Source organism: Tsukamurella serpentis (assembly GCF_054780975.1).
In genome coordinates this window covers 91,777-110,241 of record NZ_BAAGVH010000003.1, presented here as the reverse complement: position 1 = coordinate 110,241, position 18,465 = coordinate 91,777, and the positions used below count along the sequence as shown (strand labels likewise).

The following is an 18,465-nucleotide window of genomic DNA, read 5'->3' as shown; positions in this document are numbered from 1 at the left end:
CTGTGACCGACTCGCGACACTGCATCCGCGGGTACCATGAGGCGGTCACGAACAGTTCGACGGGTAGGAGCGGATCGAGGTGGGGTCGCATTCTCGGCACGGTCTCACGCAGATCGCCACCGACCTCCGCCCGGTGTCCGACGAGTTCACCAAAGACCTCTTCGCGCGGCTCTTCGCGATGGATCCAGCACTCCGGGATCTGTTCCCGGCCAGCATGTCCGGCCACCGTTCGGTGTTCTTCCGGGTGCTCGACCACGTCTTCACCACGATCCCCGAGGCCGACGATCACGACGAACTGATCGAATTCCTGGCGCAGCTCGGGCGTGATCACCGCAAGTACGGACTGACCGAGGCCGACTACGAGACCATGGGGGCCGCGATCATCGCGCAGGTCGAAGCCACCTACCAACCCCTCGGCGGCCTGGACCAGGCCGATTCGGCGGTCCTGCAGCAGGCCGTTGCCCTACTCACCGGAGTGATGCGCGGCGGCGCGCACTCGGACCCGACGCCGGCGCGGCGCACCGCCCGGGTGGTCGAGGCACTGCGGCCGCACCCCGGGCTCGCCGTGGTACGCCTGATCGCCGACGAGCCGCTGCTGTTCCGGCCCGGTCAGTACGTGGAGACGCAGATTCCGCAGGTCCCCCGGCAGTGGCGCCCGCTGTCGCTGGCCATGCCGCCCAACCGGCAGGGGCAGTTGGAGTTCCACGTGCGCTCGGTGCCCGGCGGTTACGTCTCCAGCGCGGTGTTCGCCGAGACCCGGCCCGGCGACGTGTGGCAGTTCGGGCAGATCCACGGGACGCTCCGGCCCGACGGTGACCGCCCCGTCACGATGATCGCCGGGGGCACCGGACTGGCGCCGATGAAGTCGATCCTGCTGGCGCTGGCCGTGAACGCCAACAACCCCGACGTGCACCTGATGGTGGGTGCGCGATCGCCGGGGTTGTTGTACGACTCCGATTCGTTGGCGCCGCTCGCGGCCACCAATCCGTGGCTGCGGGTCACGCAGGTGACCGATGCGCGGCGTGATCCGTGGTGGCTCAAGCGGCCCGCCACCGGTCACCGTGCGCTGCCGCTGCGGCACGGATCCCTGGTGGACGCGATGGACGATCTGGATCTGACCGGCCACCGGGTTCTGATCGCCGGACCACCGGGGTTGTTGCGCGCCGCGAGCGCCAAGGCGGTCGAACAGGGCGCCGCGCCGGCGGACGTGCTCTCCGATCCGCTCTGACGGCTTCAGTCCCGGCGGCGCACCCGCGGCTGCCAGAGCACCATTGCGCTGGTCTTCGGCACGTGCACCAGCTCTCCGCCGGAGCGGCGCGCCGACTCGACCTGAGCGGTGAGCTCGTCGACCCGGCGCTGCAGTGCATCGACCTGATTGGTGAGGTCGATGATCCGCTTGATGCCGGCCAGGTTGACGCCCTCGTCCTGGGAGAGCCGCTGCACCTCTCGGAGCAGATCGACGTCCCGGGACGAGTAGCGCCGCCCTCCGCCCGCCGACCGCACGGGCGTGACGAGCCCGAGCCGGTCGTACGTGCGGAGGGTCTGCGCGTGCATCCCCGCGAGCTGCGCGGCCACCGAGATCATGAACACGTGCGCGTCCGGATCCTCGGGGCCGTGCGCACCGGTGTTCATGGTCACGCCCCCGCGCCGTCGGGACGCGGGGCACCGCTGCCGCCGCCGGGCCATCCGGCCCGCGGATCGAAGCCCGCGGCGCGCTCGGCCTCGGCGTAGGCACGCAGGGCGTCCTGCGCCCGCTGATCCAGCGAGTTCGGGACGGTGACCTGCACCTTGACCAGCAGATCACCTTGGCCACCAGCACGTTTGGGCACACCGCGACCCCGCACCCGCAGGGTGCGACCGTCGGTGGTGCCCGCCGGGATCTTCACCCCGACCGACTGGGCCAGCGTCGGGACCGTCACCGTCGCCCCGAGCGCCAGCTCGGAGAAGCTGACCGGCAAGGTGACCAGGAGGTCGTCACCGCTGCGGGTGAAGACGTCATCGGCACCGACGTGCACGGTCACGAACAGATCGCCCGACGGTGCCCCGCGCATCCCGGCCTGGCCCTGTCCGGCCAGCCGGATGCGTTGCCCGTCCTTGACACCGGCCGGGATCTTCACGTTCACGGTGCGGGTGCGCACGGTGACGCCGGTGCCCGTGCATTCGCCGCACGGATCGTCGATCACCGATCCCGAGCCACGGCAGTCCGGGCACGGCTCGGAGAAGCTGAACGCTCCCTGATTGCGGCTGACCAGTCCGGAACCGTTGCACGACTGGCACACCCGCGGGCTGGTACCCGGCTTGGCGCCGGAGCCGTGGCAGGTGATGCACGGCGACGGAGAGGTCAACGTGATCGGAGTGGTCACGCCCAGCGTGGCGTCCCGGAAGTCGAGCGTGAGCTCGGACTCCAGATCACTGCCGCGCCGCGGGCGCGAGGGCTGCGCCCCCGGGCCCGGTCCCGCGCCGGCTCCGGCGCGGTTGAACAGGCCCTCGAAGATGTCTCCGAATCCGCCACCGCCGTTGCCGGCCGCACCGTCGAAGATGTCCGAGAAGGAGAACCCGCTCGCGCCACCGGCATCACCGAAACCGCCGCCGAAGCCACCACCGGGGTAGCCGCCGCTGGCGGAGCCGAACCGCCCGCCGCCGAACAGGCGCCGGGTCTCGTCGTACTCCTTGCGCTTGGCCGGGTCGGAGAGCACCGCGTGCGCCTCCGAGACCCGCTTGAACCGCTCCTCGGCCGCGGTGTTGCCCGGATTGGCATCCGGATGCAGTTCCCGGGCCAGCTTGCGGTACGCCTTCTTGATCTCGTCCGCGCTCGCGTCGGAGCTGACGCCCAGCTCCTTGTAGAAGTCCTGTTCAACCCATTCCCTCTGTGCCACCGGGCATCACCTCCTTTACTGGGACTCGTTCGGGTCGGACGATCCGGCGGGACGGTCCACCACTGCGACCATCGCGTTACGGATCACTTTGCCATCGATCTGATAGCCCTGGCGGAGCACCGCGCCCAGGATCGGGTCGGTGCCGTCGCCCTCGTGTTGCACCGCCTCGTGGACCGACGGGTCGAATTCATCGCCCTCGGCCCCGAAGGACTCGAGACCGAGCCCCTTGAGCACACCGTCGAGCTTGTCGGACACCGACTTCAGCGGCCCGGAGTCGAGATCACCGTGACTGCGCGCCCGGTCCAGATCGTCGAGCACCACCAGCAGCTCACCGACCACATAGGCCTTACCCGCGGCACGGGCGTCGACCACCTCGCGCGCGGTGCGCTTGCGGTAGTTGGCGAACTCGGCGGAGACGCGCTGCAGATCGGCGGTGAGCTCGGCCTCCTTGTCCGACGGGGCCGCATCGGCACCGTCGGCGGACTCGCCCGCGGCGGATTGCTCCGCCGCGGACGTGACCTCGGCTTCGTCGACCCCCTCGGCGTCGGTGTACACCTCGTCCGGCTCCACCGGATTCTCGGGGGTCTTCATTACTTCGCGTCCTTCGGATCCTCGTCGACCACCTCGGCGTCGACGACACCGTCGTCGGCCTGGGTGGAACCACCGGCCGCAGCGCCACCCTCGGCGCCCTCGGCACCGGCCGCGGCGTAGATCGCCTGGCCCAGAGCCTGGGACTCGGTCGAGAGCTTCTCGACGGCGGACTTGACCGCGGAGATGTCGGTGCCCTGCAGGGCCTCGTTGGCCTCCTTGATGGCGGCCTCGACCTTCTCCTTGTTCTCGGCCGGGACCTTGTCCTCGTTCTCCTTGAGGAACTTCTCGGTCTGGTTGACCAGCGACTCGGCCTGGTTGCGGGTCTCCGCCTCCTCGCGGCGAGTCTTGTCCTCCGAGGCGTGCGCCTCGGCGTCCTTGATCATCCGGTCGATCTCCTCCTGGGACAGGCCGCTGCCGTCGGAGATCTTGATGGTGTTCTCCTTGCCGGTGCCCTTGTCCTTGGCGGTCACGTGCACGATGCCGTTGGCGTCGATGTCGAAGGTGACCTCGATCTGCGGCACACCGCGCGGGGCCGGCGCGATGCCGGTCAGCTCGAAGCTGCCGAGCAGCTTGTTGTGCGCGGCGATCTCACGCTCGCCCTGGAAGACCTGGATCTGCACCGACGGCTGGTTGTCATCGGCGGTGGTGAAGGTCTCGGACCGCTTGGTGGGGATGGTGGTGTTGCGCTCGATGAGCTTGGTCATCACGCCGCCCTTGGTCTCGATGCCCAGGCTCAGCGGGGTCACGTCGAGCAGCAGCACGTCCTTGACCTCGCCGCGCAGCACACCGGCCTGCAGCGCCGCTCCGACCGCGACGACCTCGTCGGGGTTGACGCCCTTGTTGGGCTCCTTGCCGCCGGTGAGCTCCTTGACCAGCTCGGTCACGGCGGGCATACGGGTGGAACCACCCACGAGCACGACGTGGTCGATGTCGCCGACGGAGATGCCGGCGTCCTTGATCACGGCCTGGAACGGAGTGCGGGTGCGCTCGAGCAGATCGCTGGTGATCTTCTGGAACTCGCTGCGCGAGAGGTTCTCGTCCAGGAACAGCGGGTTCTTGTCGGCGTCGACGGTGATGTACGGCAGGTTGATCGAGGTGCTCTGACCGGAGCTGAGCTCGATCTTCGCCTTCTCCGCGGCCTCACGCAGACGCTGCATGGCCATCTTGTCCTTGGTCAGGTCGATGCCGTGCTGCGCCTTGAACTTCTCGACCAGCCAGTCGACGATGCGCTGGTCCCAGTCGTCACCACCGAGGTTGTTGTCGCCCGAGGTCGCACGGACCTCGACGACACCGTCGCCGATCTCCAGCAGCGAGACGTCGAACGTGCCGCCACCGAGGTCGAAGACCAGGATGGTCTGCTCCTTCTCGCCCTTGTCCAGGCCGTACGCCAGTGCGGCGGCGGTGGGCTCGTTGACGATGCGGAGCACGTTCAGGCCCGCGATCTGCCCGGCCTCCTTGGTGGCCTGGCGCTGCGCGTCGTTGAAGTACGCGGGGACGGTGACGACCGCGTCGGTCACGTCCTCACCGAGGTAGGCCTCGGCATCGCGCTTGAGCTTCATCAGCGTACGGGCGCTGATCTCCTGGCTGGTGTAGTCCTTGTCGTCGATCTTCTGCGACCAGTCGGTGCCGATGTGGCGCTTGACCGAGCGAATGGTGCGGTCGACGTTGGTGACGGCCTGGTTCTTGGCGGGCTGACCCACCAGGACCTCGCCGTTGCGCGCGAAGGCGACCACCGACGGGGTGGTGCGCGAGCCCTCGGCGTTGGCGATCACGACCGGGTCTCCGCCCTCGAGGACGGAGACGCACGAGTTGGTGGTGCCGAGGTCGATGCCTACTGCACGTGCCATATGTTTCTTGCCTCCTGCTTGTTCTGCTGTTGATTCGAAGACTTCAGCGCCCTTGGCTCAAGGGGCGAACACTTCAGTTCTACCCCATTGAGCGAAGCACGCTCAAGTAGTACGTCTGATCCAACGACCCGCAGGACGGGATTGTTCCCGGTTCCGGCAAAAAGTTGAGCAGAGTGCGCTCACCTCTACGATCCGCAGACGCCGGATCCCCCCCGTGCGGGCGGCACGGGGGGGATCCGGGAACGAGCATGGAAGACGCCGAGCAGGGTCAGGCGGCGACGGCGACCTTCTCCGGACGCGACTCGTGCTCCACGCCGTGATGCTCTCGACCGACGTCGAAGCGCAACAGGCGCAGCGCATTGGCGACCACGATCAGCGTCGAGCCCTCGTGGATGAACACCACCGGACCCATCGGCATCCCGAGGAAGGTGACGATCACCAGGAAGACGACGATGCCCAGCGCCGCGATGAGGTTCTGCCGGATGACCCGGCTGGTCTTGCGGCTCAACCGCACCGCGAACGGCAGGCGGCCCAGGTCGTCGCTCATCAGCGCCACGTCGGCGGTCTCCAGGGCCACCGCCGAACCGGCGGCGCCCATCGCGATACCCACGTCGGCCTGCGCCATCGCGGGGGCGTCGTTGACCCCGTCACCGACCATGGCGCACCGCCCGGCACCACCAGCGGCCCTGGCGCCCCCGGCACCGCCCGCAGGCTCCGCGGTAGCCGACATGCCGCGGATCTGCGCGACCTTGTCCTCGGGCAGCAGCCCGCCGAGGGCGCGGTCCACCCCGACGTGCTTGCCGACGGCGTCGGCCACCTGCTGGTGATCGCCGGAGATCATCACGATGTCCTTCATGCCGGACTCGCGCAGCCGATCGAGGACCTCTCCGGCCTCGCGGCGGGGCGTGTCCATCACACCGATCACACCGAGGAACCGTCCGCCGCGGCGCACCACCATCAGGGTGCGACCGGCGGCCTGTAGCCGATCGATATCGGCCGCCACGGCACCGTCGATCTCGACCCCGGCGTCGGAGAACAGTCGCTGGTTGCCGATCTCGACCTGCTCACCGTCGATCAAGGCGCGCACACCCCGGCCGGTGACCGACTGCAGATCGGTGGCGGTCAGCGCCGTGGTGGTGCGGCCCGCGATGCCGTCGGTGACGGCGGCTGCGAGCGGATGGTCGGAGAGCTTCTCGACCGCGAGGGTGGTGGCGAGCAGATCGTCGAGTTCCACGCCGGGAGCGGCGACGGTGTCGGTGACCTGCGGCTCACCCCAGGTGAGGGTGCCGGTCTTGTCGAAGGCGATCGAGGAGACCCGGCCGAGCGTCTCGAGCGGCGCACCGCCCTTGATCAGCACACCGGCCCGAGCCGCGCGGGCCACACCGGCCAGAACCGCCGACGGGGTGGCCAGCGCCAGGGCGCACGGGCTGGCGGCCACCAGCACCGCCATCGCGAGGTAGAAGGCATCGGCGAAGGACTTGCCGAGGGCGAACTGGCCGACCAGGTACACACCGATCACGAAGACGATGACCGCGGGAACGTAGATCCGCTGGAACCGGTCGAGGAAACGCTGCGTGGGCGATTTCGCCTGATCGGTGGACGCGACCAGCTCGACCACCTTGCTCAGTGTGGAGTCCTTGGCCAGCGCGGTGGCGCGCACCACGAGCGCACCGGAGCCGTTGACCGTGCCTGCGAACACCCGGTGCTCGGCGGCGACGGTGGCCGGGCGGGCCGCTGCGGCGTCGGCGTCGGTGACGGGTTCCTTCTCCACCGGCATCGACTCACCGGTGACGGCGCTCTGGTCGATCGCGGAGCGGCCGTCGACCACGAAACCGTCGGCACTGACCCGCGAATTGGGCCGGACCAGCACCAGATCGCCGACTTCGACACCGTCCACCGGCTGCTCGGTGAACTCACCGGACAGATCGGCCGGTCCACTCACGTGCACCAGCGCGGTCCGCGGCGCGAGCTCGGCGAGCGCCTCGATCGACTTCGACGCCCGGGCCAGGGCGAACTCCTCCAGGGCGTGCCCGAGGCTGAACAGGAACAGCAGAACGGCACCTTCGGCGAAGCGGCCGATCGACGCCGCGCCGAGCGCGGCGACCAGCATCAGGAAGTCGACCTCGAACTTGCCGGCGAGCGTCGACTTGATCGCCGAGCGGATGGTGAAGTAGCCGCCGAAGAAGTAGGTCGCAAGGAACAGCACGGTGGCCAGCGATGGCCGGTCCAGGGCGTACTCGGCGATCATGCCGCTGACGTAGGTCACGCCCGAGGCGATGGCGAATCCGATCTCCCACCGCGCCGAGTGGCCGGATCCGTGGTCGTGGTCTGCACTCATGGGAATGACCCTAAGACATATATGCACACATTGCAATATGTTCTCGCGAGTCCTCTCTAGACTCATCGCGTGCACATCGGAATCATCGGAGCGGGCCTGGCCGGGCTCTCAGCCGCACTGCACCTGACCGGCGCCGGCCACACGGTGACCGTGCTGGAACGATCGCGGGAGGTCGGCGGACGGGCGGGCACCGAGCGGATCCCCGCGACCGCCGGGGACCCCGGGATCGTGGTGACGGCTGGGCGCCTGATCGATACCGGCGCGAGCGTGCTGACCATGCCGGAGCTGGTCTTCGACGCCCTCACCGCCGCCGGACTCGGCCGTGCCGACGCCGCCACCGAGCTCGACCTGCTGCCGGTGACACCCGCCTACGCCGGCCGCTTCCCCGCGCTGGGCGCGCTCCCGCCGACCGTGCTGCACGCACCCGACGACCTCGCCGCCGGCGACCACCTGCGCTGGCAGGAGGCGATGTTCGACGCCGCCTATCCGCGCTTCATCGGAGGCGATGCCGCGTGGAGCTCGTACGCGAACCCCGGCGACCTGGCGGCGCTGGTCCGGTTGGTGCGGCTGGGCGCACTGCGATCGATGCAGCATCAGGTGGACCGGCGGGTCGACGATCCGCGCACTCGCCGGATGCTCACCTTCCAGGCGCTGTACGCCGGTGTCGCACCGTCGGCGGCGCGCGCGGTGTACGCCGTCATCTCACACATGGACCTGGGCCTGGGCGTCTGGTACCCGCGGGCCGGAATGGGCTCGGTCGCCTCGGTCATGGCGCGGCAGGTGCAACGCGCGGGGGGCACACTCCTGCTCGAACACGAGGTGCTCGGCCTGGACGGGCGACGGGGTCTGGTGACCGGACTGCGGGCGCGCACATCGGCACGAGTGCACCGGTTCTCGTTCGATGCGGTGGTCATCACCGCCGACGCCCCCGTCACCGACAGGCTGATCGCACCGTTGGGCGGCCGGGCACCGCGGCGGGTGCGACTCTCGCCGTCGGCCGTGGTCGCGCACTTGGACGTGGACCCGGACCTGCAGGATCACTGGCCCACCCGGGCGCACCACACGTTGGACTTCGGCACAGCCTGGGAGCAGACGTTCGCCGAGATCACCGCGACGCGTGGGCGCGGACGACTGATGAGTGACCCGTCGTTCCTCATCACCCGACCGTCCGTCACGACGGGTGAGCCCAGCCCGGTGAGCGTGCTGGCGCCCTGCCCGAACCTGGCATCGGCGCCGCTGGACTGGGACCGGATCGGCCCCGACTACCTGCGTGAACTCCTGCAGGTCCTGTCCGGCCGCGGTTACCGCGGCATCGACCGCGCGCAGGTGCTGCGTACCGACACGCCCGCCGACTGGGCACGCCGGGGGATGTCCGCGGGAACGCCGTTCGCGGCGGCGCACACGCTGAGCCAGACCGGTCCGCTGCGGCGGCCGCAGCGGGTACCGGGGATCGCCAACGCCGTGCTCGCCGGCTCGATGACGCACCCCGGCGTGGGCGTGCCGCCCGCCCTGATCTCGGGCCGGCTCGCGGCACGGGCACTCACCCGGCGGACCCAGTTGTACCGATAGATGAGGCAGGCGCGCGAGGCGCAGAAGTGGTCGTGAAAATCGTTTGATCGGACGGTGATCGGACGCATACGGTCGCTGCATGTCCGAGCTCGAGAACGTCGAATACGGCGACCGCGATACCGCCCTGCGAGGTGAGATCCTGCGTAGCGTCGTGGGTTCCGGCGTGCACGGCATCGCGATCCCCGGCACCGACGATCACGACGAGCTGGGCGTCTACATCGAGCCCGCCGACGTCGTTCTGGGCGTGGGTGAGCACCGCCCGGACTACATCTGGCGGACGCATCCTCTCACAGCTCGCGGTCGAACGGTTCCTGGGCTACATGCGCGGCCAGCGTGAGCGGATGCTGGGTCGCGCGGGCGCCCCGAACCGGCCGGAACTGATTGCGCGACACTTACGCCAGGCGCAACGCGTGACTGCCGTATTTGACGTCCCATCCAGCCCGAGGGGGTGCGCAGCGGGCCGGGTGATACCGATCTGGTGATGTACAGCCTGCGCAAGTACCTGCGCCTGGCGGTCAAGGGCAATCCGACGGTGCTCCTGCCGCTGTATGCGCCGCCGGGCGATCTGATCATGGTGACCGATCTGGGCCGGTCACTGCGGGAGCAGCGTTCGGCGTTACCAGGGTCGAGAGATCGCTCGGGACGCCGCGCTGACCCTGCCCATGTCCATCACCGAGCGCGAGCACGTGCTGGCCGTCAAGCGCGGTGAGGTGCCGCGCGCGGACGTGGTCCGGGCGATCGAACTGCTCGAGGCGGAAGTCCGCCGCCTGCTCGACACCGGTGCGTGCCGGCTTCCCGAGCGGGCCGATCTGCCCCGGATCACGTCCTGGGCGGTCGCGGCGCAGCGCGCCTTCTGGCAGTGGTGAGTCCACCGCGGCGATGGACCGGATCAGTCCTGCGCAAGCAGTGCGTCGATCTGGTTCATCGCCGCGGTGATCCCTTCGGCCATACCCATCTCCAGCACCCGGTCCAGCTGCTCGAGTGAGCGGTGGGTCGCGACCAACCGCATGTGCGAGAGCGCATCGCCTTCGGCGGTGATCACGACGGTGGAAGTGGAGTAGTCCTCCGGGTCGACGGGCTCACCGTCCTCCCCGGCGAAACCGTCGCGGAAGGTGAAGGTCGACGGCGCTTCGGTGGACACCGTCGAGAACCACCCGCCGGCCTTCGTGCCGTCCGGGCCGGTCATGTAGTAGCGCGACTCACCGCCCGGGCGCAACTCGTGCCGGACGAAGGTGGCCGGCCACGTGGGCGGACCCCACCACTTCTCCAGCAGCCGCGGGTCCTCCCACAGCTGCCAGACCTTCTCCGGCGAGGCCGCGAACTCGGCCTCGAGAACGAACGTGAGCGCCTCGCGATCGGCGGCGGTAGAGAGAACGGGCATGTCGACTCCTCATTCGTGATCCGTGAGCGGCTGAAGCAGGGCGTCCATGCGTTGCACTCGTCCCCGCCAGAGGTCCTCGTACTCGCGCAGCAGTTCGGCGCCGCGCGCGATGGTGTCGATGTCGGGCCGGATCAGGGCCTCCCGGCCACGCCGGACCTTGGTGACCAGCGCCGCCCGTTCGAGAACCGCGACGTGCTTCTGCACCGCCGCGAAACTCATCTCATAACCCCGTGCGAGCTGGGAGACCGAGCACTCGTGCTCGATGACGCGCACCACGATGTCGCGCCGGGTGCGGTCGGCGAGCGCGTGGAACAGCCTGTCCACCTCGTCCGGAGTCATCTCATCTACAACCATCAGGTTGTACTTTACGACCGCGCCCCGGTTGCCGCAAGACCTTCTGGCGACCAGTCCGCAGTGATAGGTTTCGACCCAAGTGCTCTCATCGCCTCAGTGCGGCGGGAGCGATGAGCCGACCATCGACCTCCGAGGTGCCGACGATGACTGATCAACTCCGGTTCGACGTGACCACGTCGGACGGCCTGGTCCTGGCGGGATTCCGCTACGGATCCCACGACCCGACGCTGCCTACTCTGCTCGGGGTTCACGGCTACCCCGACAACCACCACGTGTGGGACGGCGTGGCCGCCGAACTGGCCGGACGAGCCAACGTCTACAGCTACGACGTCCGCGGTGCGGGTGCATCGGAAGCACCGTCGGGCAAGGCCGGCTACCGGTTCGACCGCCTGATCTCCGACGTCTCGCGGGTGATCGACGCGGTGCGCGAGGTCAGCGGCGATCGTTCGAAGGTGCACCTGATGGGCCATGACTGGGGCTCGATCCAGGGCTGGCACGCCATCGTCGATCCGGCGGTGGCCGACAAGACCGCCTCGTACACCTCGATCTCCGGCCCCAACCTCAATCACGCCGGCGAGTTCCTCAAGGGCTCGCGAGCGCTCTCGGATCTGCCCGCGCGACTGCGGCAGGCCGCCGGCTCGGCGTACATCCCCGTCTTCCTCACCCCCGGTGTCGCGGACACGCTGTACAAGAGCGGGGTGGGCCGACGACTGATCGAGACCTTCGAGAAGCGCGGCAGCGGCGGCCGGACGGCACCGGGATACGTGCGCGCGGACCGTGACTTCACCAACGGCCTGAACCTCTACCGCGCCAACATGCCGGCCCCCTTCCTCAAGCCGGAGAACGCCGTCACCACGGTTCCGGTGCAGGTTCTCACCCCGGAGGCCGACATGTTCGTCACTCCGCCGATGCAGCTGCTGGGATTGGAGAAGTCTCCGAAGTCGCGGCACGTGTCCATCGCCGGCGGGCACTGGGTGGTGGTGCAGAACCCCGGTCCGCTGGCCGAGGCCACCCTGCAATGGATCCGGGAGAACCGATGATCGACACCGTCAGCGTCAACGGTCGCTGGGCGCGCGTCCGCGTCTCCGGCGACGAGAGCCTGCCCACTCTGCTTCTGCTGCACGGGATCACCCGTAGCCTGGAGGACTGGGACCCGGTCTTCGACGCGCTCGGAGGGAGTGGGCCGGATACGTGCCCCGAGTACCGGATGATCGCACCGGACCTGCCCGGATACGGCTGGTCGGCACCACATCCCGATGGCGCGGGCCTCGCGGCACTGGCCGACGGTGCCGCCGAGGTGCTGGCGGCCCTGCGCGTGCGCGGTCCGGTGCACGTGGTCGGGAACTCGCTCGGCGGCGCGGTGACCATGACCCTGCTGGCCCGCCATCCCGATCTGGTGGCGACCATGACCCTGGTCGATCCGGCGGGCTTCGGCAAGCAGGTCACCCCGATGCTGCGCCTGTTCGGAGTCCCCCTGCTGGGCAAGCTGATCGCCACGATCCCGAGTCCGCTCAACGCATGGGTCTCCGAACGCCTGATCTTCGCCGACAAGTCCTTCGCCACCCGGGCCCGGCGCGATCACGCGATGGCGATCGCCCGCGAGACCGATGCCGGACTGACCGCGTGGAAGACGGCCGGGGAGCTCGGGTCGGTGCTGCACGGCGTCCGGCCGCAGTGGCGGGAGGAACTGCACCGGGCGATCGCGCCGACCCCGCGGCCGACCCTGGTGATGTGGGGCGATCAGGACAGGATCCTGCCGGCGTCGCACCTGCTGAACGTGCACCCGCTGATGCCGCACGCGGAGACCGTGATGATCCCCGGCGTGGGTCATATGCCACAGCTCGAATGCACGCCGGAGTTCACGGCTCTGCTCACCGAGTTCCTGGGCCGTAACGCGATTCCACAGCTGCCACGGGCCGCGTCGCACTGAGTGCGTTCGGTCCGCGCTACCGGTTCGCCACCGAGCGGACCAGGACCGCGGCTTTCGCCGTGGTGGGCACGCGGATCCGGCCGGACCGGGCACCGTCGAGCCCGGCGATCCGCAACCGGCGCAGCAGTTCGGCGTAGAGGTCGGCGGCGGTGCGCACGCCGCGCCGCACGTCCCGGGGCAGCCGGGTGATGCCGGCGCGCCCGGCCCGCAGATCCGCTTCGGCGTCGCGCAGGGCGACCTCGAAGGCGTCCCGGGTGAGCTCGGGCAGGTAGGCGCGGCCGAGCCGGATCTCGTCGTCGGAGAGGTCACGCAGGAAGTTGATCTTCTGGAAGGCGGCGCCGAGCCGCACCGCGTCCGGAGAGAGCCGCTCGTAATCGGATTCGGCGACCCCGCTGACGTAGGCGCGCAGGCACATCAGACCCACCACCTCGGCGGAGCCGTGAATGTACTGCGCGAGCGATTGCGCGGTGTGCGGGGCGGGGGTGAGATCGCTGCGCATGGAGTCGAAGAACGGCGTGGTCAGCTCGGTCCCGAAGCCGGTGGTGCGCGCCGTGTGCGCGAAGGCGTGCACCACCAGGTTCGCGCTGAAACCATCACGCAGCGCGGCTCGGACGTCCTGCTCCAGCCGGTCGAGATGACCGCCGGGATCGGTGTGGCAGGCACCGTCGACGATCTCGTCCGCGACCCGGACCAGCCCGTAGATCGAAGTGACGTGCCCGCGGACCCGACGCGGCATCATCCGCGTGGCGAGCGAGAACGAGGTCGAGTAGTCGCCGATCACCACGGCCGACGATGCGACCGCCGCCCGCAGGTACTGCTCACCCGGATTCATGCCCACCAGTGTGAACGGCAGCTCGGGCGAAGGCGTCGGTGGCCACCGATACTGTGAGGGCATGCGGATCGCCACTTGGAACGTGAACTCGGTCAAGCAGCGGCACGGACGGCTGCTGGAATGGCTGGACTCCCGCCGTCCGGACGTGGTCTGCCTGCAGGAACTGAAGATGACCGACGACGCCTTCGCCACCTTGATCGGTCCGGACCTCACCGAGCGCGGCTACGCGTTCGCCACCGCCGGGCAGCCGCAATGGAACGGTTCCGCGGTGCTGTCCAAGGTCGGGCTCGACGACGTGGTGATCGGGATCCCCGGCGCCCCGGGGTTTCCCGAGGTCGAGGGGCGTGCGGTCTCTGCGGTGTGCGGCAAGGGCAGCACCGGGTCCGCCGACCCCGGCATCCGGGTGCACTCGCTGTACACGCCCAACGGCCGGGAGATCGATTCCGATCACTACACCTACAAGCTGGCCTGGCTGGACGCGCTGCGGGCGCAGGTCGCAGCGGATTCCGTGCCGCAGCTCGTGTGCGGTGACATGAACATCGCCCCCACCGACGAGGACGTCTTCGACCCCGCTGCGTTCGTCGGTCACACCCACGTCACCGCACCCGAACGCGCAGCGCTGGCCGCACTGGAAGCGCTAGGGCTACGCGATGTGGTGCGCGAGCGGTGGCCGCACGAGCAGGTCTTCTCGTACTGGGACTACCGCGCCGGGATGTTCAACAAGAATCTCGGGATGCGGATCGACCTGATCCTGGCCAGTGGCCCCGTCGCCGATCGCACCGCTGCGGCCTGGATCGACCGGCAGGCGCGCAAGGGCAAGGGACCGTCTGACCACGCTCCGGTCATGCTCGATCTGGACACCGCCCCCGACGGTGACATCGGCCCGATGGTGCCGCCCCCGTCGGCGGGGAGGGTCGCTCCGCGGGGCGTGAAGCTCCCGCACAGTGCGGACTGACCGCATGTTTGCAATCGCAATCTGATTCTGCCTACACTCCTGCCACACAGCGGGAGGGGAACGCGGATGACCGTGGCGGACAAGAGCCCGGGCACGATCACCAGGCGGAACGCACTACGGGTCGCGGGACTCGGCGCGGCCGGCGCCGCAGCGGTGGCCGGCGGGCTGGGCACCGGGTTGGTCTCGGCCGAACCCGGCAGCCGCACCACCGGCACCCCCGACCCCGCGAAGCGATGGGACCCGCAGTGCGATGCGCTGATGAAATCGGTCCTCGAGCGCGGGGACGTGCCGCGCGTGAACCGTGCGCTCGCCACCTGGCAGACCAACGGCCAGCCGGTGCCCACAGGTCTCCCGTCGGACGTCCGGGAGTTCATCGAACACGCAGTGGCCCTGCCGGACTGGATGGATCCGCGACTGATGGGTTACGCGGACAGGTTCTACACCACGCGCAGCCTGTACATGTCGGTGATCATCGGCTTCTCCGGCGGGGTGATGATGTCGGTGATCCCCCGGGAGTCACGCGCGGTGTACTGGTCGGCCGGTGGCGCGAACATGAAGGACCGCATCGCCAAGACCTACCGTCTGGTCTACGACCAGATCGCGGTCGGCGGGTACGGGCCGCACGGCCGGGCCGCCGTCACCTCGGTGAAGACCCGCCTCACGCACGGCGCCGTCCGGCATCTGCTGCCGCAGTCGCCGCACTGGCGCCGGGTCGCGCCCGAGCCGGTGCCGATCTCGCAGGCCGACATGACGGTCACCTGGCACAGCCTGGCCACCATGGGCATGCGGATCATGCGCAATTGGGGCGTCCGTCTACCACCGGACGAGACCGATGGACTGCTGCACTCATGGCAGGTCAACGCGTACATGCTGGGCATCGACGACGCGTACATCCCCTCCAGCTGGGAGCAGGCCGAGCGGCAGGCTCAGGTGGACCTGGATTCGATCATGGGCCCGACTCCGGAGGGCGTGAAGATCGCGAGCATGCTGATGGACCTCGGCCGGTCCGCCGACGGCACGCTGGCCTCCCGGCCGGCACTGGAGGCGTTCACCCGGTACTCGCTCGGAGACCGGCTCACCGATTGGATGCAACTGCCGCGACAGCCGCTGTGGGAGCCGCTGATCCACGCCATGTGGCCGACGTACGTCGCGATCCGCGAGGGTGAGCTCACACGCGCGGCGGTCCCCGCGGAGGTGTATCGCCAGCTCGATCAGATCGCGAAGACGATGGAGCTGGTGTACCTGGGCGAGTTCCGGCCGGTCAACATCGAGATCCCCACCGGCAACAATCCGAACTACCGCTGATCACTCCTCGGTGCTGAGCACCTCGGCGACGAACCCGGTGACCCGCCGTCGCAGGTCGGCGAGGTTCTGTTCGCGGATCTGATCGATATCGGTGCCCTTGTGGAAGGCGGGTGGGAGCTTGCGAGCATTGGCGGCGCAACTGAAGTCCTCGCACACCAGGATGCCGATGGTGTCGCCCTTGCGCCCGGCGGGTCCGCCTCGCCGGACCGAGTACAGCACCGCCTGACTGGTCATGTTGACATCGCGGCACCAGTTGCACATGGCTTTGGCCCTCGACCTCGCCCTGTCAGCCTCGGCCCGGGTGAGCAGAATGCTCACCAGCCCGTCGTCGGTGGGCACGGCCACGTAGGCACGGCGCGGCATCTTCTTATCGGTCCAACCGACGAACTCCAGCTTCTCGAAATCGAGATCGTCGAAGTCGGCCGGGAAGGTGACGCGTTTGACCTCACTCCTGGTAGCGCCTCGGAAGGAGTCGAGGACCTGTTGTGTGGTGATGGGATGCATGAGAGGTACCGATCTGTGGACTCGGTGCGGGATCAGGACGGGGGTGCAGGGGCACAGTACGTGGCGGGGCCTGGCGGAAACCAGGCGTTTTCTCGATGAGGATCGCGATGAGGCGGCGTAGGCCGGTTCAGAGCCGGTTTTCGAATCGCCGGGCGAGTTCCCGCCAGGTCCGGTCCGGCGCCGAGCCGGAGGGGAACCTGCCGTCGATCTCCAGGATCGCCATGCCGTGTGCGGCCGCCCACAACGCCTGTGCCGCGTGCGGATCGCCGGTGACCTCGAAGAACGGGGCACCCGACCACTCCTCCAAGCCGTCGGGCAGCGCCGCTCGATCCAACGGTCCGACGGTGGCCAGGCGATACAGATTCGGATTCGCTCCCGCGGCCGCGCGATAGGCCACCAGGAGTTCGTCGACGGTGCCGGCCGGCCGCAGAGCGGCACCCGATTCTGCGAGCGCCACCGCGACCAACGCGGATTTGAGTGCGTCCTTACCGGCGAAGTGCTTGTACAGCGAGGGTGCGCGGATCCCGATCTCATCGGCCAGGTCGCGCATCGTGACCGCTTCCCAGCCGTCACGTTCGAGCAGCGTGCGTGCGGTCTCCACGATCTGGCGGGCCCGCGGTGTCGCGTGGCGAAGCGGGTCCAGCTCGTCGGGGATCACGGAGCGATCGTAGCCAGCACCCGCTTGCGCAGCTCCCGGTTCATCGCCGCGAAACCGTCGCCGACGTCGATCGACGAACCGAAGACCGGGATCAGGACTCCGCGGAACCGCTCCCCCTGCGTCAATCGCGTCCCGCCCGGCGTGGCTTCGAGGATGAAGTAGTGCTCACCGTCGAGGAGACCGGGGACCACCACACGGCCGAGCCACCGGAGCTCCCGACCGGGTTGAGCGACCTGCACAGTGGGCCGGAATCCCATCTCGGATCCACCGTTGCGGACTCTGACGTCCAGTTTCCGGTCCGGCTGCAGCCCCTCGGGCGCCGCGGCGCCGATCACGAACGGATTCCACTGCGGGTAGGCGTCGAAGTCCGTGAGGACCGTCCAGACCTGCTCCGGAGTCGCTTCGATCTCCACCGACCGCTCCACCGTGCGCTCCCGGTAGAGCATCACGACGAGTCCTCCCACCAGCACGATCGCCACCACCGTCGACACCGACCACCGCATGATCCCTCCTTGGCTAACATTGTTAGCTACACGATAGGATAACGACGTTAGCCGCGCAACCGATCGGTCAGCGCAGGCGGGCGATGTCGAGAGCGGCCTTCGGCCGCGAGAGCAGGTACTCGCGGGCGAGGTTACGAACCCAGGAGCGGCGGGTGCAGCCGCATCCGGCCCGCACCGCATCGACGTCCAAGCCCAGGTGCCGCGCAATCGCAGCGGCCCGGCGGACGTGGAAGAACTGGGAGACCAGCAGCACGCGCCGCAACCCGAACTCGTCCCGGGCATGGCGACAGGACAGATAGGTATCCAGCCCCGTGCCGTCGGTCAACAGATCGGATTCCGGCACACCGCGTTCGAGCAACCAGCGCGTCATCACCGCGATCTCATCGCCCGAAGTGCCACCCGCATTGCCCGAGACCAGGATTCGCTGCACCTTGCCCAGTCGGTGGAGCTGCAGCGACGCCTCCAGACGCCCCTCGACGAAGGACCCCGGCCGGCCCCCGCGCACCGACGCGCCGAAGACGATCGCGACCGGCGCCGACGGTGCCCGAGCCGGCTCGTACATCGGCCCCGCGCCGGTGATCCCACCCGCGATCGCGCGCAGCCGGGCCGGCACGGAGGCGCGCAGTGATGTGGCGGAGGGCATGGACCACACCTTACCGAGCGGTAGTTAGGTGAACCTTCACGCGAAGCCCATTACCTGAGCGATCTACCGTTATGCCAGACGCAGTGGTTTCGCGCCTATCTTACTCGCCAGTAATATGGGTGCTACCAGCCCGCGAGGCAGAAAGGTGCACGACGTGGACCAGACCTATTTGGCCGCCG

21 protein-coding genes are annotated in these 18,465 nt (G+C 69.0%); 9 read left to right on the top strand and 12 right to left on the bottom strand.

The genetic code is table 11. The annotated features are described in order from the left end of the window. Positions 1-79: 79 nt before the first annotated feature. Complete coding sequence (locus tag ACYVHG_RS08665; RefSeq protein WP_461167048.1) at positions 80-1,228, top strand: FAD-binding oxidoreductase; 1,149 nt, start codon at positions 80-82, stop codon at positions 1,226-1,228. Between the two features lie 5 nt (positions 1,229-1,233). Here ACYVHG_RS08665 and ACYVHG_RS08660 read toward each other — a convergent pair whose 3' ends face one another. The 5 genes from ACYVHG_RS08660 to ACYVHG_RS08640 all read right to left on the bottom strand — a co-directional run bounded on the left by ACYVHG_RS08660 (position 1,234) and on the right by ACYVHG_RS08640 (position 7,652). Further along, positions 1,234-1,632 (bottom strand): heat shock protein transcriptional repressor HspR, encoded by a 399-nt coding sequence (locus ACYVHG_RS08660; protein ID WP_461167630.1) that lies wholly within the window; start codon positions 1,630-1,632, stop codon positions 1,234-1,236. Positions 1,633-1,634: 2 nt separating this feature from the next. Then, positions 1,635-2,876, bottom strand: coding sequence for a molecular chaperone DnaJ (dnaJ, locus tag ACYVHG_RS08655; protein WP_461167047.1), 1,242 nt, complete (start codon positions 2,874-2,876; stop codon positions 1,635-1,637). Between the two features lie 15 nt (positions 2,877-2,891). Further along, positions 2,892-3,467: a nucleotide exchange factor GrpE gene (gene grpE / locus ACYVHG_RS08650; protein WP_461167046.1), complete on the bottom strand. Its 576-nt coding sequence runs from the start codon at positions 3,465-3,467 to the stop codon at positions 2,892-2,894. After that, positions 3,467-5,314 carry a molecular chaperone DnaK gene (gene dnaK / locus ACYVHG_RS08645; protein ID WP_461167045.1) on the bottom strand — a complete coding sequence of 616 codons (1,848 nt, stop codon included), beginning with the start codon at positions 5,312-5,314 and terminating at the stop codon, positions 3,467-3,469. The genes grpE and dnaK overlap by 1 nt, the downstream gene beginning before the upstream one ends. A 268-nt stretch (positions 5,315-5,582) precedes the next feature. Beyond that, a complete protein-coding gene (locus ACYVHG_RS08640) occupies positions 5,583-7,652 on the bottom strand; it encodes a heavy metal translocating P-type ATPase (protein ID WP_461167044.1) in 2,070 nt (689 codons plus the stop codon). 69 nt (positions 7,653-7,721) lie between these two features. Here ACYVHG_RS08640 and crtI point away from each other — a divergent pair, with 69 nt between their 5' ends. The 4 genes from crtI (at position 7,722) to ACYVHG_RS08620 (ending at position 10,087) form a co-directional block, all read left to right on the top strand. Further along, positions 7,722-9,221: a phytoene desaturase family protein gene (gene crtI / locus ACYVHG_RS08635; protein ID WP_461167043.1), complete on the top strand. Its 1,500-nt coding sequence runs from the start codon at positions 7,722-7,724 to the stop codon at positions 9,219-9,221. Positions 9,222-9,300: 79 nt separating this feature from the next. Then, positions 9,301-9,558 (top strand): hypothetical protein, encoded by a 258-nt coding sequence (locus ACYVHG_RS08630; RefSeq protein ID WP_461167042.1) that lies wholly within the window; start codon positions 9,301-9,303, stop codon positions 9,556-9,558. A 144-nt stretch (positions 9,559-9,702) separates the two neighbouring features. Further along, a complete protein-coding gene (locus ACYVHG_RS08625; RefSeq protein WP_461167041.1) occupies positions 9,703-9,930 on the top strand; it encodes a DNA polymerase beta superfamily protein in 228 nt (75 codons plus the stop codon). Beyond that, positions 9,884-10,087, top strand: coding sequence for a hypothetical protein (locus tag ACYVHG_RS08620; protein WP_461167040.1), 204 nt, complete (start codon positions 9,884-9,886; stop codon positions 10,085-10,087). The genes ACYVHG_RS08625 and ACYVHG_RS08620 overlap by 47 nt, the downstream gene beginning before the upstream one ends. A gap of 23 nt (positions 10,088-10,110) precedes the next feature. Here the strand turns inward: ACYVHG_RS08620 and ACYVHG_RS08615 are convergent, their stop codons facing one another. Both ACYVHG_RS08615 and ACYVHG_RS08610 read right to left on the bottom strand, forming a co-directional pair. Then, positions 10,111-10,602, bottom strand: a complete 492-nt coding sequence (locus ACYVHG_RS08615; protein WP_461167039.1) for an SRPBCC family protein — start codon at positions 10,600-10,602, stop codon at positions 10,111-10,113. 9 nt (positions 10,603-10,611) lie between these two features. Beyond that, on the bottom strand, positions 10,612-10,956 hold the full coding sequence (locus ACYVHG_RS08610; RefSeq protein ID WP_461167038.1) for an ArsR/SmtB family transcription factor: 345 nt from the start codon (positions 10,954-10,956) through the stop codon (positions 10,612-10,614). A 143-nt stretch (positions 10,957-11,099) separates the two neighbouring features. On the opposite strand from ACYVHG_RS08610, the gene ACYVHG_RS08605 reads away from it, so the two are divergent. Then, the gene (locus ACYVHG_RS08605) at positions 11,100-11,996 is read left to right on the top strand and encodes an alpha/beta fold hydrolase (protein ID WP_461167037.1); all 897 of its coding nucleotides are present in this window, start codon (positions 11,100-11,102) and stop codon (positions 11,994-11,996) included. Beyond that, positions 11,993-12,886 carry an alpha/beta fold hydrolase gene (locus ACYVHG_RS08600; RefSeq protein WP_461167036.1) on the top strand — a complete coding sequence of 298 codons (894 nt, stop codon included), beginning with the start codon at positions 11,993-11,995 and terminating at the stop codon, positions 12,884-12,886. The genes ACYVHG_RS08605 and ACYVHG_RS08600 overlap by 4 nt, the downstream gene beginning before the upstream one ends. 16 nt (positions 12,887-12,902) lie before the next feature. Here the strand turns inward: ACYVHG_RS08600 and ACYVHG_RS08595 are convergent, their stop codons facing one another. Further along, positions 12,903-13,718: a phytoene/squalene synthase family protein gene (locus ACYVHG_RS08595; protein WP_461167035.1), complete on the bottom strand. Its 816-nt coding sequence runs from the start codon at positions 13,716-13,718 to the stop codon at positions 12,903-12,905. A 61-nt stretch (positions 13,719-13,779) separates the two neighbouring features. On the opposite strand from ACYVHG_RS08595, the gene ACYVHG_RS08590 reads away from it, so the two are divergent. Then, positions 13,780-14,673: an exodeoxyribonuclease III gene (locus ACYVHG_RS08590; RefSeq protein ID WP_461167034.1), complete on the top strand. Its 894-nt coding sequence runs from the start codon at positions 13,780-13,782 to the stop codon at positions 14,671-14,673. A 66-nt stretch (positions 14,674-14,739) separates the two neighbouring features. Beyond that, positions 14,740-15,978: an oxygenase MpaB family protein gene (locus ACYVHG_RS08585; protein WP_461167033.1), complete on the top strand. Its 1,239-nt coding sequence runs from the start codon at positions 14,740-14,742 to the stop codon at positions 15,976-15,978. Here ACYVHG_RS08585 and ACYVHG_RS08580 read toward each other — a convergent pair whose 3' ends face one another. The 4 genes from ACYVHG_RS08580 to ACYVHG_RS08565 form a co-directional block, all read right to left on the bottom strand. Continuing rightward, positions 15,979-16,482 carry an FBP domain-containing protein gene (locus ACYVHG_RS08580; RefSeq protein WP_461167032.1) on the bottom strand — a complete coding sequence of 168 codons (504 nt, stop codon included), beginning with the start codon at positions 16,480-16,482 and terminating at the stop codon, positions 15,979-15,981. It abuts the gene before it with no gap. Positions 16,483-16,609: 127 nt separating this feature from the next. Further along, the gene (locus ACYVHG_RS08575; protein ID WP_461167031.1) at positions 16,610-17,140 is read right to left on the bottom strand and encodes a TetR/AcrR family transcriptional regulator; all 531 of its coding nucleotides are present in this window, start codon (positions 17,138-17,140) and stop codon (positions 16,610-16,612) included. Further along, the gene (locus ACYVHG_RS08570; RefSeq protein ID WP_461167030.1) at positions 17,137-17,643 is read right to left on the bottom strand and encodes an SRPBCC family protein; all 507 of its coding nucleotides are present in this window, start codon (positions 17,641-17,643) and stop codon (positions 17,137-17,139) included. The genes ACYVHG_RS08575 and ACYVHG_RS08570 overlap by 4 nt, the downstream gene beginning before the upstream one ends. Before the next feature lie 67 nt (positions 17,644-17,710). Continuing rightward, positions 17,711-18,286, bottom strand: a complete 576-nt coding sequence (locus tag ACYVHG_RS08565; protein ID WP_461167029.1) for a SanA/YdcF family protein — start codon at positions 18,284-18,286, stop codon at positions 17,711-17,713. Between the last annotated feature and the right edge of the window lie 179 nt (positions 18,287-18,465).